The following is a 13,838-nucleotide window of genomic DNA, read 5'->3' as shown; positions in this document are numbered from 1 at the left end:
CCTCCCCCGCCGGCCATCCGACGCGACGGCCTAGGGTCAGGTCATGGATGCCGCACTGCAGGCCGCTGTCCGACTGACCCAGTTCGCCAAGGGCGGTGGCTGCGCCTGCAAGATCCCCCCGGGTGACCTCGAGCGCATGGTCCAGGGTTTGACCGGTGTGGCGCATCCCGACCTGCTCGTCGGTCTCGACGACGGCGACGACGCCGCTGCGGTGCGCATTGCCGGTGGTGTCGCAGTGCTGGCGACCGCCGACTTCTTCACCCCCGTCGTCGACGACGCCTACGACTGGGGGCGGATCGCGGCCGCGAACGCGCTCTCCGACATCTACGCCATGGGCGGGCACCCGGTGCTGGCCGTCAACCTCCTCGGCTGGCCCCGCGACGTGCTGCCCCTGGAACTGGCGGCAGAGGTGCTCCGCGGTGGCCTCGACGTCGCGGCGTCCGCCGGCTGCCCTGTCGCTGGTGGTCACAGCATCGACGATCCGGAGCCGAAGTACGGCATGGCGGTCACGGGCATCGGCGACCCGGATCATCTGCTGCGCAACGATGCCGCCCGCCCCGGGCTGCCGATCAGCCTCACCAAGCCGCTCGGCGTGGGCGTGCTCAACAACCGCCACAAGGCCACCGGCGAAGTGTTCGACCATGCGATCGCCTCGATGGTGGCCCTCAACGACCAGGCCAGTGTGGCCGCGCTGGCCGCCGGGGTGCTGGCCGCGACCGACGTCACGGGCTTCGGCCTGCTCGGGCACCTCTTCAAGATGGCTCGTGCGTCGGGGGTGACTGCCGTCATCGACGCGGCCTCCGTGCCCTACCTCGACGGGGTGCGAAGCTCGCTGCGCGACGGTTTCGTGCCCGGCGGCAGCCGCCGCAACCTCGACTGGGTGCGGCCGCACCTCGACGCCTCCGTCGGCGAGGACGAGCTGTTGCTGCTCGCCGACGCGCAGACGAGCGGCGGGCTCCTGATCGCCGGAGAGGTACCCGGCGGGGTCGTCATCGGTGAGCTGGTCCCCCAGGGGGCCCACATCATGCGTGTGAGGTGAGACCCGGCTCCCCGCGCCGACGCAGAGCCAAACCGGAGAGCCAGGCCCGACGAGTCAGCTGACGACCGGGTCGCTGCTTTGGTGCTGCCTGGGGGCCGGCTTCTTGGTGATGAGCGGGAGCACCATCCCGACGAGCGCGATGATGCCGATCACGGTGAAGCCGACGGTGTAGGCCTTCTCCTCCCCGATGAGTGCCGCGATGAGGAGCGGGCCGAAGATGCCGCCGAGGCTCCAGCCGATGAGCATCAGCCCGTAGATGCCTCCGGCGTTGCGCACGCCGAAGAAGCGGCCTGCCGTGGAGGGCATGGTGCCGAAGGCCCCGCCGTAGCAGGTGTAGATGAGGGCGGCGAGGATCGCGAAGATCACGGTCGAGGAGATGTGCGGGATGAGCAGCAGGCAGACGCCCTGGATGCCGAGGATGCCCATGAAGGCCGGCATCTTCCCGATGCGGTCGGACACCCAGCCCCACAGGATGCGGCCGCCACCGTTGAAGATGGCCAGCACACCGACGAGGCTGGCCGCCCCGGTCGCCGAGAAGCCCGCCACGTCGGTCGCACTGCTGGCGGCCACGGCGATGAGGGAGATTCCCGCAGTGACACTGAGGGTGAGGATGCCGGTCAGGAGGTACCACTGCGGCGTGCGCAGTGCCTCCTCCGTGGTGTAGTCCGCATCGGCCTGAGCTTCCGTCTTCGGGCTGGATGCCGTGGCAGCTGCGGTGCTGCCAGCGGGAGGCGCGGCTGGGTTACGGAAGAAGCTGGCGCCGAGCACGATCGCGACGAGATAGCCGATACCTAGGGGGAGGAAGGCCTTGGTCGGCATGGACGGGTCGCGCGCGATGAGGCTTTGACCCAGGGGCGAGGTGATCACGGCACCGAAGCCGAAGCCCGCGACGGCGATGCCCGTGATGAGGCCGGGCTTGTCAGGGAACCACTTCTGCAGCATGGCGATCGGCACGATGTAGACCATGCCGAGACCGAAACCGCCGAGGATGCCGTAGCCGACGATCAGGATCCAGAAGCTGTCCTTGTCGGCGAAGGAGGCAATCACGATCCCGACGCTGTAGATGACGCCGCCGGTCAACGCGACGACCCGGGGACCACGCTTGTCCTGGATCCGTCCGCCGATGAAGCTGCCGAGAAAGATCATGCCGATGGCCACCTCGAAGGGAACCGCCGCCTGCGACTTCGACCAGCCGAACGCGTCTGCGCTCTGCATCGCCTTGGCGAAGACGCTCCACGCGTAGACCGCGCCGATGGCCAGCTGCACCAGCACCGCGGCCACGAGGATGACCCACCGGTTGCCGCCCGTGGCGTTGGTACCGGACTGCTGCACGTCTTTGCTGCTCACGAGCTCTCCTTCATCGAGGGGGAAATAACGCGGCTCAGCGGGCCGTCGTGATCGAGTCGTGAGTGGCGCCGGCGGCCCGGCGGCGCTCCAACCGCTCGCGTTGAGGTTCGACCGTGTACTTCGGGTCGATCGCCGACACGATCCCCGCGTCGAACACGCCGAATCGCGTAAGGGCCGAGGCCGCCATCAGCGACAGACCGCTCACGGCGGCCACCACCCGGTTCGAGCCGAGGGTGACCGCGCCGACAGCGCCGCCCACGGTGAGGGCACGGCTCAGCCGCAGCAGCTTGCCGGCCTTGCCGGTGCGCAGCGGCTCCGAGAGCGTCGCCCCCATCCGGTGCTGCATGACTTCGAACGCGGCGAGCTCGACGACCGCCGAGAGCGCGGCCAGCTTGCGGGCCGGGCCGTTCTGGCTGGTGGGAACGGCGATCAGGGCCAGCCCGGCCGAGGCGAGGTTGGCCGAGCTGACGAAGACCAACGGCAGCTCGTGGTACGACTCGTGCCACGTGGGCGTCGCTGTGTCGGAGAGCAGCACGGCGGTGTAGGCCGCGAGGGGGGCACCGAACAGGGCCGAGCCGACCGTGGCCGGGCCGTCGGCCAGCTTCAGGGCCCGCGAGAGCAAGGCCACCGCCGAGCCACCCGTGGGGTTCTCGCCGGAACCGCCGTCGAGCAGGATGCCGCCCAGCTCGGACGCGAGCGCCACTCCCGAGAAGCCACCGAACGCGGTGAGGATCCAGGTGCCGACCGACATGGGCGAGGTGAGCTTGACCGTGCGCATCATGTTCAGCGCCCGGCTGGGCTTGCCGAGGTCCTTGGCCAGGGCCGCGCCGCCGAGCGCCGCGCCCGCGACCGCGCCGAGGCGTCCAACCCGACGCAGCGCGGGGTAGTTCAGGGCCGAGCCGCCCGCGGCGAGCAGGGCCGAGCCGCCGGCCACTCCACCGAGGAACAGATAGGCCGCGACCTCCTTCTCCCACGGGGCCGGCTTGACGATGTGCCGGCCGTAGTAGCTGTCGAAGCTGACCTCGGGCACCATCACCGACTCGTCAGTGCGTCGGCGACCAGCCTGACTGCCATTCGAGTCGTTGCTTGAGGCCCCCGAACCGCCTCCGCGTCGGCGGCCACCGCCGCGTCGGCTCTGACGCTCCGGCGGACGGTCAGCGTCGAACGGGTTGGTCGTCATGGCCGCCTCCTGACGAAGGCGGCTGCGGCCATGGCCATCATGGTGAGGGCGGCGTAGCCCGCCTTGCGGAACATGTCGGGCAGGTCGGCCGTCGTCACCCGTGGGTCCGGGGGCAGCCCGTAGACCTCGGGCTCGTCAAGAAGCAGGAACACCGATCCGGTGCCACCGACCCCGTCGTTGGGGTCGGCGCCGTAGAGCCGCGCCTCGGTGAAACCCTGACCGTGCAGCTGCGCCACGCGCTCCTGCGCGGCCGCCCGCATGTCGGCGAGGTCACCGAACTTGATCGAGGTCGTCGGGCACGCCTGGGCACACGCCGGTGTCTGGCCGTCACCGAGACGGTCGTAGCAGAGCGTGCACTTCTGCGCGATGCCGACGTTCTTGACCTCACCATTGTTGGCGAAGCCACTGTTGGCGGCGTGGGCCGACCCCACCGACTGGGTGGTCGACGTCGTGGCGTCAACCACCGACGCGGACGACGAGCCCCGGATGCTGATGCCGTGCGACTGCTTGCCGTTCTCGTGCCCCTCGTCGCCCTTGCGCCGCTCGATCACCCCGAAGGGGCACGCTGCCACGCAGTAGCCACAGCCGTTGCAGATGTCGTCCTGCACGACGACGGTGCCGAACTCGCTGCGGAAGAGAGAACCCGTCGGACACACGTCGAGACAGGCGGCGTGCGTGCAGTGCTTGCACACGTCTGACGACATGAGCCACCGCATGTCGGGAAGGGCGGGCACGTCGGCCACCGCGAGGCTGCCGTTCGTCTGCGGCATCGTCGCAGCGGTACCCAGCGGCGAACCGCCCGGCGCCCCAACGGCATCCGAGCCCTCGCGTGAGCGCAGTGACGGCATCCCGAGCTCGACGAGGCGACGACCTGACTCGCGGGCCTGCTCGATGCGGTCGCTCGACTGCTCGACGAAGGCGACGTGACGCCAGGTGCTCGCGCCGAGCGCGCCGGTGTTGTCGTACGACTGGCTCAACATGTCGAGCCCGTCCTCGGGGATGGCGTTCCACTCCTTGCAGGCCACCTCGCAGGCCTTGCACCCGATGCAGATGGACGTGTCGGTGAAGAAGCCCTTACGGGGCTCTCCGTCCTTCCAGGCCGCGTCCACGGAGGGGTTCGTCGGGCCGGACAGCTGGTTGCGCCAGAAGTCCATCAGGCTCAGCCTCCCATCGTGTCGGGGGTGGATGCCGGGTGACCGGTGCGCAGCTGGTTGCCCGTCTCGGTCGTCGTGCCGGAACGCGACTGGTACTCGGCGACCAGCCGCAGCAGCGCCTCACCGGTCGGTCGACGACCCGGTTGGATGTCGCAGGAGCCGGCCTTGCTCTCCTGGATCTGCACGTTGGGGTCGAGCGCCACCCCCAACAGGTCATTGGCGGCGTCGCCACTGACGACGGCGCTGTTGCCGACTCCCCAGTGATAGGGCAGCCCGATCTGATGGACGGTGTGCCCGCTGATCATCAGGGGCGTCATGCGCTCGGTGACCATCACCCGGGCCTCGATCGCCGTGCGGGCCGACACGATGGTGGCCCAGCCGCCGTTGGTCAGGCCGCGCTCCTGCGCGAGCTCGGGAGATATCTCGCAGAAGAACTCCGGCTGCAGCTCCGACAGGTAGGGCAGCCACCGGCTCATGCCGCCGGCGGTGTGGTGCTCGGTGAGCCGGTAGGTCGTGAACACGAAGGGGTACACGTCTGACCCGGGCTCCCCACCCGAGGGGCTCCAGAGGTTGTCCTTGCGCGGGAAGACCTTGCGCGCCGGGTTGGACTGCTGCGCGTAGAGCGGGTTGCGAACCGGTGACTCCTGGGGCTCGTAGTGGCTGGGCAGGGGGCCGTCGAGCATCCCCTTCGGCGTGAAGAGCCAGCCCTTGCCGTCGGCCTGCATGATGAACGGGTCGTCACCGGCGAGGCCGTCCGGCCCGCCCGTGCCCGGCTCGGGCCGATAGCTCGGAGCCTTCGTGACCGGGAAGTCCGGCACGTCGTTTCCGGTCCACCTGCCTTCGTCGGCGTCCCACCAGACGTACTTCTTGCGCTCGCTCCAGGGGTTGCCCTCCGGGTCGGCCGACGCCCGGTTGTAGAGGATGCGCCGGTTCGCCGGCCACGCCCAGCCCCACTCGAGGGCCGTGAGGTTCTGCTCCCGGCCCGGCTTGCGGTTGGCGGCCTGGTTGACCCCGCCGGCGTAGACACCGGTGTAGATCCAACACCCACCCGAGGTCGAGCCGTCGGCCTTCATCTGGGTGAAGGACGAGAGCGGCTGCCCGGCCTGGTCGCCGGTGAGGTGATAGCCGTTGATCTCGGCGAGTACGGCTTCCGCATCGGGCTCGCCGTGCTCGTCGACCGGGTAGTCCCAGGTCAGGTCGAGCAGCGGACGGTCGCGCTCGTCGGTCGAGTCGGCCAACAGCGCTCGGAGGCGCTGACCCAGCTCATGGAAGAACTGGAGCTCGCTGCGGCAGTCGCCCTTGGGCGTCACCGCCTGGTGGTGCCACTGCAGCATCCGCTGGGTCTGGGTGAAGGAGCCGCTCTTCTCGGTGTGCGCCGCGGCCGGCAGGAAGAACACCTCCGTGTCGATGTCTTCGGTGACCAGCTCGCCCGTCGCGATCTCTGGGCCGTCCTTCCAGAACGTCGCCGACTCGATCATCGCGAAGTCACGCACCACCAGCCACTTCAGGTGCGACATGGCCAGTCGCTGCATGCGGCCGTGGGCCGAACCGACGGCCGGGTTCTGCCCCAGCAGGAAGTAGCCCTCGACCTCGTCGTCGAGCATGGCCATCGTCGTCTGGTAGGTGCCGTGGGCACCGGAGAGCCGCGGCAGGTAGTCGTAGGCCCAGGAGTTGGCGGCCGTCGCCTTCTCGCCCCACCACGACTTCATGAAGCTCACGGCATACGTGTCGGCGTTGGCCCAGAAGCCCTTCTGCTGCTTGCTGCCGATGGCAGCGATGTAGTCGTCCCACGTGTCGTGCAGGCCGGCGACCGGCATCGCGAGGTAGCCGGGCAGGATGTTGTAGAGCGTCGGGATGTCGGTCGAGCCCTGGATGCTCGCGTGCCCCCGTAGCGCCATGATCCCACCGCCGGGACGGCCCATGTTGCCGAGCAGCAGCTGCACGATCGCCGCCGTGCGGATGAACTGGGCCCCCAGGGTGTGCTGGGTCCAGCCCACGGCGTACACGAAGGCCGTGGTGCGTTCGCGACCGCTGTTCTCGGTCACCGCCTTGGCCAGGTAGGCGAAGTCGTCGACCGAGATGCCGCACGTGTCGCGCACCATCTCCGGGGTGTAGCGGGCGTAGTGCCGCTTGAGGATCTGGAAGACCGTGTTGGGGTCTTGCAGCGTCTCGTCGCGCTTGACCCGGGCGTGCTCCAGAGGCGGACCGCCGGAACCGTGCTCGTGACCGGCCGCACGATCCGACGCGACCTCGCCGTCTTCGTGCTGCGCGGCCGGACCGCCGATCGTCCCGAGGGCTCCAGCCGAGTCGTCGCCCGAGCCGTCGTCTGTCGCGTAGGCCCACGTGTCCTGCGAGTAGCTGCCCTTCTGGTCGTCGTAGCCGGAGAAGAGGCCCTCGAGGTCTTCGGTGTCGCGGAAGTCGTCGCTGACGATGGTCGCCGCGTTGGTGTAGGAGACGACGTACTCCTTGAAGTACAGGTCGTTGGCCAGGATGTGGTTGATGACGGCGCCCAGCAGAACGACGTCGCTGCCGGCCCGGATCGGAATGTGCTTGTCAGCCGTCGCCGAGGTGCGCGTGAAGCGCGGGTCGATGTGAATCACCTTGGCGCCCTTGAGGCGCGCCTCGGTCACCCACTGATAGGCCACCGGGTGGCACTCGGCCATGTTGGAGCCCTGGATGACGATGCAGTCACTGTTGGACAGGTCCTGCACATACTGCGTCGCGCCGCCACGTCCGAACGAGGACCCCAGACTGGGGACCGTGGAGGAGTGTCAAATACGCGCCTGGTTCTCGATCTGGATCGCTCCAGCTGCGGTGAAGAGCTTCTTGATGAGGTAGTTCTCCTCATTGTCGAGCGTCGCTCCGCCGAGGGAGGCGATACCCATGGTGCGTCGTAGCGGGCGGCCGTGCTCGTCGGTGTCCTGCCAGGTGCGCTTCCGGCTCTTGACGAACCGGTCGGCGATCATCGACACAGCGGTCTCGAGCTCGATCGGCTCCCAGTCGTGCCCGCCGGGCCGACGGTAGAGGGCCTGTTTCTGGCGGCCGGGGTTGTTGACCAGCTGCTCGGTCGCTGAACCCTTGGGGCACAGGCGCCCTCGCGACACGGGTGAGTCGGGGTCGCCCTCGATCTGCACGACGTGGTCGTTTTTGACGAAGACCTTCTGCCCGCAGCCGACGGCGCAGTACGGGCAGATGCTCTGCACCACCTTGTCGGCAGTGGACGTGCGGGGCGTGAGCTCGCGGGTGGCCCTGGAGGTGACCGACGGCCCTCGACCGAGGTAGTCACCCGACCTCAGCTGCCGTACGACGGGCCACGACAGGAACGTCTTCTTGGGATCCATCGACCTCATCCTTCTTCATCGAAGTACGTCACCATCACACCACGCCGGGAGGCGCCTGGCCAGAGCGGGTTACCCAGCATCCTGCTCTGGCAAACATACTGGTGTTCAAACCCGCCCGCCCGCTGCGCGACACACCAACTTACTCAGCGCCTCGGCCGAGGCGGTGCGGCTCGTGCCCCCCTCGTATCCGGGCCCGAGTGGGTATGGTCCTGGAAGCCCGCACGGGCCGGACCACAGGAGAGGATCCCGACCCATGGATTCCAACGATGTCAAGGCGGCGTCACGTACGGCCGGCGACCACCCTGCTCTGGAGTCGGCCGCCAAGGTCGGCTACGCCGTCAACGGGCTGCTGCACGTCATCATCGGGGTGATCGCCCTGCAGCTGGCCTGGGCCTCTTCGGCGTCGAGCGCCGACCAGTCGGGCGCCCTGGGAACCCTGTCCGAGAACCTGTTGGGCAAGGTGGTGCTCTGGGTCGCAGTCGTCGGCTGGCTCGGGTTGGGGCTGTGGCAGGTGACCGAGGCCGTCACCGGTTCGTCAGAGACCAGCGACCGCGTCAAGGCCGCGGCGAAAGCCGTCGTCTACCTCGTGCTCTCGTGGTCGGCCTTCACCTTCGCCCGCGGAGGGTCGAGCTCGAGCAAGAAGCAGTCGACCGACTTCACCGCCACCCTGATGGGCAAGCCGTTCGGGGTCTGGCTGGTCGGAGCCGTCGGAGTCGCTGTGGTGGCAGTCGGCGCTTACCTCGTCGTCAAGGGTGTCAAGAAGATGTTTCTCGACGACCTCGAGTCGCACCCAGGCCGATGGGTGGTGCGGGCCGGGCAGTTCGGCTACGTGGCCAAGGGCGTGGCGCTCGCCATCGTCGGGGGCCTGTTCGTGGTCGCCGCCGTGCGGCACAAGCCCAGCGAGGCCAAGGGACTGGACGGCGCCCTGCGCACGCTGCTGGCCGCGCCGTACGGTCAGCTGCTGCTCACGGTGGTCGCGCTCGGCCTGGTCGCCTACGGGGTGTACTCCTTCGGCCGGGCCCGCTACGCCGACGTGTGACGGTCCGGGGAGCGTGAGGCCCGACGGCCCTCAGGCTGGGCGGCGGCGGAGGTAGTTCCAAGCGAGCAGGGCACAGACGATGCCGTTGAGCGCCCCGACTGCGATGTCGCTGAGGTGGTGCATCCCGCGGTAGAGGCGGGCGAAGGCGACCAGGAAAGGCACCACCACGCACACGGTGGTGACCAGCCTGCGCAGCCAAGCACGTTGGATCCCCTGAGCCATCAGCGCGAGCGTCAGGTAGAGGGCGGTGGAGGCGCCGACATGTCCGCTCGGGTAGCTCGAGGTGGGCGGGGCCGGGTCGAGCTTGTCGACGTCAGGTCGGTCACGGCCGACGATCGCCGAGGCCGCCACGAACACGCTGGCCTGCACGGCGATGGCGATCGCGGGCACCACGGCGTACCACCACTGCTTGGTGCGCCACCAGACGGCAACCACCACCACGACACACACGCCGATGATGATCTCCGTGTTGCCGATGTGCGACCAGACCGCCGTCACCGAGTTCCAGAGCGAGGTTCGCGACTCGGCGATGGTCTTGCTAAGCGCGTTTTCGCTCTTGAGGCCGCCCAGCGGGCCGACGATCACGAAGCCGAGTCCGAGAATCAGGGCGAAGAGCGCGACGGCCGGGGCGAGCACGCGCACGGCGACGTCGCGCAGGGCCTCCCCCACCGCCGGTCGCGAGTCGTCGGCCGCGTAGCGCCCAACGAAGCTCGGCCGGGAGTCGGTGTCGCGACGCTTCACGTTCGTGGTCATGGTGGTCCCTTCGGAGTTCCCTGCGGGTAGGCAGACGTGCGTGGTGGTGCGGGTTCGGTGGGCGGTGGGTCATCCGGCGCCACGGGGTTCCACCCGCGGTAGCCGAGGTACGAAGCGGTCACGAGGCCCACCCCGAAGAGCACTCCAGCAGCGGTGTCAGACGGGTAATGGACCCCGAGGAAGACGCGGTCGAGGCAGGTGACGACGACGAACACCACGCCGCCCCCCACCTTGGCCGCTCGCCCCCGTCGCCCCAGGAACGGCCAGAGCAGCAGCACCATCGCTGTCGCGATGGCCGCCGCGTTGGCCACATGGCCTGACGGAAAGCTGAAGCCGGGAGCGTGCTCGATCGGATCGGCGACGATCGGCCGCGCCCGCCGCACGACCTCCTTGAGCACGAGCTGCAGGTTCCAGGCCACCATCATCGTCACGAAGGCCCACGCGGCCCGCGTCGGGCTTCCGCGCCGCTTCCACACGACGACGCAGACCGCGGTGGCGGCGATGTAGAGCCACTTCGGCTGAGTGGCCTCCTGCCAGCCGATCAGAAACGTGCGCAGCCAGGGATTGTCGCGCGTGATGTCGGTCGCAGCCGACACGAGTCGCTCGTCAAGCTCGATGACCTGGCTGACTCGCTCGCGAACGACGAACGCCAGCACGGTGACGGGCACCGCGAAGGCCAGCCCGAACCCGACGGCCTTGAGCAGGCGGCCGACTCGGCCTCCGCGCCCGATCCGCTGCTCACCCGTCGACGGATGCTGGGAGGGTAGCTCCTGGGCGCCCCCATCGGAGGCACGGCGCTCAGCCACTGCGCACCACCAATGCGTCAGGAAGCACCCGCACCGCGAGAGCTCGGTGCTCGCCGATGGGGTCTCCGTCGATCTCGGCCTCGACCGGCCGCTTGGCCACGACGGTGAAGGCGGTGCTGCGCAGGCGATCCAGACGCCGGTGCCCGATCCGCCCCCGGGTGGCGACGGCACCGACCACCGAGAGCCAGCCGAACGGCCCTTGCGGTGCCACGACGACGAGATCGAGGATGCCGTCGTCGGGGCGCGCGTCGGGCATCAGCTCGACGCCCCCCTGCAGCGTGCCGCAGTTGCCGACGAGCACCGTTCGGCAGTGGCGCACGACGGTGTCCTCCGACCGCGCGTGGTCGACCTTCACGACGAAACCACGACCACCCAGGCGCTTGGCCGCGGCGATCGCGTAGGCCGGCCAGCCGAGCACGCCCTTGATCTTCTCGTTGGTGCCGGCCATGACCTCGCCGTCGAGCCCGAGCCCGCACATGACGAGAAACACCTCCTCGTCGTCGGCTCGCTCCTGGCCGTCGGCGACCGCGAGCTGATTCACGCCGGGGCGCACCAGCCCGACGTCGATCCGGTGCTGAGAGCCGCCCACCATCGCCTCCGCCGCCTGGTCGAGCGAGTCGATGGGGAGCCCGAGGTTGCGGGCGAGCAGGTTGCCCGTACCGGCCGGCAGCAGACCCAGGGCCACGTCGGTGCCCACCAGCCCCGCGGCGACCGCGCGCACCGTGCCGTCGCCTCCGAGAGACGCGACGACGTCGGCGCCGGCCGCCACTGCGTCACGGCTCTGCCGCTCGCCGGTCTCATCCTCGGTGGTCTCCACCCAGTTCGGCTCGTGCCACCCGTGGCGCTGACACACCTCGGCGAGCAGGGCCTGGGCCGCCTTGAGGTCGTCGACCTTCGTCGGGTTGACCACGACGGTGAGACTCCGTCGAGCGGGCGCACCACCGGGTGCTGCGGTCGGCTGCGCTGAGGTGGACGATGAGGTGTCGGGCATCCTGAGATCCTAGGCAGGGCACCGATTCGGCCGGATGCCGTCGGCGACGCTCCACGGGTCGTACCCCGAATCGCGCCGGGCTCACACCGCGGGCCCGAGGTGGCACTGCCCCCAGCGGGTGCGTCCCGGGATGTCCGCTAGAGATAGGGAGGCGCGCGGCCGAGGATAGGGAGTCCTCCGGATGTGGCGGGAGGGGCGCTCGACCGATCGTGGAGGTGTCGCCAGAACTGGCACCCTTCCAAGGAGAACCTCATGTTCCAGGTCAGCCGCCCATCCACCACCTCCACCACCCGCATGGTCCTCGCCCTCGCTGCGGCCTCCGCACTGGCCGTGGGCCCGATCGCCTCGGCCACCGCGAGCCCGGTGCCCGACCCCCCAACCAACCAGCACATCCCGTCCGACAAGATCGCGTGGCAGGACACCATGGCCGACCTCGCTGCCCAAGCGCGCAGCACCAGCTCACTGGCCGGCCGCCGGATGTTGCACAGCGAGCTGACCATCGTCATGCACAGCCACCGCGACTGGTGACGAGGTGGTGGCCCTGACGAGGTTCGACCCACCAGGCAGCATGAGATGCGCCCGCCCCGGTTGCCACCAGGGCGGGCGTACCTGTGCGGAAACTGCTCGTGCATCAACGACAACGGTCGTACTCTCGAAGAGCCGAGCGGCGAGCGGCCGCCCGGCTCACCCCGAAAGGGGCCCGAATGACCAGTGGCGACGACGCCATCTACGGGCGCGAGCGAGAGCTGGCGCGCTTCGACGAGGTCGTGGCTGAGGTTGCGGGCGGCGGGCGTCGCACACTGGTGGTCTGCGGAAGCGCCGGCATCGGCAAGACCACGCTGGTCGACGCGCTGGTGCGGCGGGCCCACGCGGCTGGGCTCGCGCCGCTGGAGGGGCACTGTCTCGACATCGACGCCGCCGTGCCGCTCGGCCCGGTGCTGCACGCCCTCGCCGACCTGCCGCCTGAACAACCCGCTGCCCAGCGCAGCCCGACGGCCGCGACCGGGCCGCCGCCCAGCGTCATCCTGAACGAGTCAACGTTCGACCGGCTGCGCGCCGAGCTCACTCAGGCCGCTAGGCGTCGGCCGGTGCTGCTGGTGATCGAAGACCTGCACTGGGCCGACCCGTCGACGCAGGACTTCGTTCTCGCTCTGGTGCGGTCGTTCCGTGAGCCGCTGCTGCTCGCGTTGACCTTCCGCGACGATGACCTGACCCGGGAGCACCCTTTCCGCCGGCGCCTGGCCGAGCTCGACGGGCGTGTGGGCGTCTCGCGACTGGACGTCGGCCCGCTCGACGCCGTCGCCACCGCAGCCTTGGTTCAGCGGCGCACCGCGGCGCCGGCCGACCCGCAGGTGTTGGTCGAGCTGGGCCGGCGGGCGCAGGGGAACCCGCTGTTCATCAAGGCGATCCTGGCCGACGGGGGGACGGGGGTGCCGGCCTCGCTGCGGGATCTGCTTCTGACCCGGGTCCGCACCCTCCCCGAGGATGCCCGTCAACTCGCGAGGGCGTCCTCGGTGGGCGGCAACCGGATCGATCTCCCCTTGCTCACCGACATGGCGGGGTCCGCCGGGCTGACCGAGGAGCGGTTCGACGACGGGCTTCGTGCCCTGGTCGACGCCAACGTCCTCGACCAGCGCGGTGACCAGTTGGTGTTCCACCACGCCCTGATCCGCGACGCCGTCTATCAGGAACTGATCCCGAGCGAACGGGCCCGTCTGCACGCCACTTACGGGCGGCTGATCGACGAACGGGTGGGCCGCGGTTCCGCCGTCAGTATCGGTGACCTGTTCGAGAGCGCTTTCCACTGGAACGCCTCGGGCGACCTGCCCCACTCTCTGGTGGCCTCCACCCGGGCCGGGATGGCGGCCTTCGAGCTCGGAGCCGACGAAGCCGAGGCACACCTGACCCGGGCCGTCGAGCTGTGGGACCTCGTGCCGGATGCCGACGCGCTGACCGGCCGCACCAAGGCCGAGCTCTGCTACACGCTGGCCTACCCCATGCTCGGCTCGGAGAACGGCACCAAGTACATCGAGATGGCCCTGCACCTGGTCGATGAGAAGACTCAGCCCGCGCTCGCTGTGCGGATCTGGTCAACCTACGCAATCGAGGAGTCCGTCTACGAGAATCTGGATGCCGCACCACCTAACGGGACCGCGATCGACCACGCAATGGCTCGGGCGATCGAGCT

11 protein-coding genes are annotated in these 13,838 nt (G+C 69.5%); 4 read left to right on the top strand and 7 right to left on the bottom strand.

Going from position 1 to position 13,838, the window contains the following annotated elements; translation table 11 throughout:
- Positions 1-43 precede the first annotated feature (43 nt).
- Complete coding sequence (gene selD / locus BA895_RS12255) at positions 44-1,039, top strand: selenide, water dikinase SelD (RefSeq protein WP_070192194.1); 996 nt, start codon at positions 44-46, stop codon at positions 1,037-1,039.
- A 54-nt stretch (positions 1,040-1,093) separates the two neighbouring features.
- On the opposite strand, the gene BA895_RS12250 is transcribed toward selD, so the two are convergent.
- From BA895_RS12250 to fdh, 4 genes are read right to left on the bottom strand one after another with little or no spacing between them, the layout of a single operon-like run.
- Positions 1,094-2,386: an OFA family MFS transporter gene (locus tag BA895_RS12250; protein ID WP_254666449.1), complete on the bottom strand. Its 1,293-nt coding sequence runs from the start codon at positions 2,384-2,386 to the stop codon at positions 1,094-1,096.
- A gap of 34 nt (positions 2,387-2,420) precedes the next feature.
- Positions 2,421-3,566, bottom strand: a complete 1,146-nt coding sequence (nrfD, locus tag BA895_RS12245) for an NrfD/PsrC family molybdoenzyme membrane anchor subunit (protein WP_070192193.1) — start codon at positions 3,564-3,566, stop codon at positions 2,421-2,423.
- A complete protein-coding gene (locus BA895_RS12240) occupies positions 3,563-4,720 on the bottom strand; it encodes a 4Fe-4S dicluster domain-containing protein (RefSeq protein ID WP_070192192.1) in 1,158 nt (385 codons plus the stop codon). The genes nrfD and BA895_RS12240 overlap by 4 nt, the downstream gene beginning before the upstream one ends.
- Before the next feature lie 5 nt (positions 4,721-4,725).
- Entirely contained in the window at positions 4,726-8,061 is a 3,336-nt protein-coding gene (gene fdh / locus BA895_RS12235) for a formate dehydrogenase (protein ID WP_254666448.1), read from the bottom strand.
- Between the two features lie 253 nt (positions 8,062-8,314).
- Between fdh and BA895_RS12225 the strand changes: the two genes are divergently transcribed.
- The gene (locus BA895_RS12225) at positions 8,315-9,100 is read left to right on the top strand and encodes a DUF1206 domain-containing protein (RefSeq protein ID WP_070192190.1); all 786 of its coding nucleotides are present in this window, start codon (positions 8,315-8,317) and stop codon (positions 9,098-9,100) included.
- Between the two features lie 30 nt (positions 9,101-9,130).
- On the opposite strand, the gene BA895_RS12220 is transcribed toward BA895_RS12225, so the two are convergent.
- From BA895_RS12220 to BA895_RS12210, 3 genes are read right to left on the bottom strand one after another with little or no spacing between them, the layout of a single operon-like run.
- The gene (locus BA895_RS12220) at positions 9,131-9,853 is read right to left on the bottom strand and encodes a phosphatase PAP2 family protein (protein ID WP_070192189.1); all 723 of its coding nucleotides are present in this window, start codon (positions 9,851-9,853) and stop codon (positions 9,131-9,133) included.
- Positions 9,850-10,659, bottom strand: a complete 810-nt coding sequence (locus BA895_RS12215) for a phosphatase PAP2 family protein (protein ID WP_254666447.1) — start codon at positions 10,657-10,659, stop codon at positions 9,850-9,852. Before BA895_RS12215 ends, BA895_RS12220 begins: the two co-directional genes overlap by 4 nt.
- Positions 10,652-11,650 carry a diacylglycerol kinase family protein gene (locus BA895_RS12210; protein WP_083283280.1) on the bottom strand — a complete coding sequence of 333 codons (999 nt, stop codon included), beginning with the start codon at positions 11,648-11,650 and terminating at the stop codon, positions 10,652-10,654. Before BA895_RS12210 ends, BA895_RS12215 begins: the two co-directional genes overlap by 8 nt.
- Positions 11,651-11,902: 252 nt before the next feature.
- On the opposite strand from BA895_RS12210, the gene BA895_RS12205 reads away from it, so the two are divergent.
- Both BA895_RS12205 and BA895_RS12200 read left to right on the top strand, forming a co-directional pair.
- On the top strand, positions 11,903-12,178 hold the full coding sequence (locus BA895_RS12205; RefSeq protein WP_070192187.1) for a hypothetical protein: 276 nt from the start codon (positions 11,903-11,905) through the stop codon (positions 12,176-12,178).
- A gap of 176 nt (positions 12,179-12,354) precedes the next feature.
- The coding region (locus BA895_RS12200; RefSeq protein ID WP_175442305.1) for an AAA family ATPase at positions 12,355-13,838 on the top strand (1,484 nt) is incomplete at its 3' end.

Source organism: Humibacillus sp. DSM 29435 (genome assembly GCF_001758225.1).
Taxonomy (GTDB): Bacteria; Actinomycetota; Actinomycetes; order Actinomycetales; family Dermatophilaceae; genus DSM-29435.
This window is presented reverse-complemented; position numbering and strand designations above follow the sequence as displayed.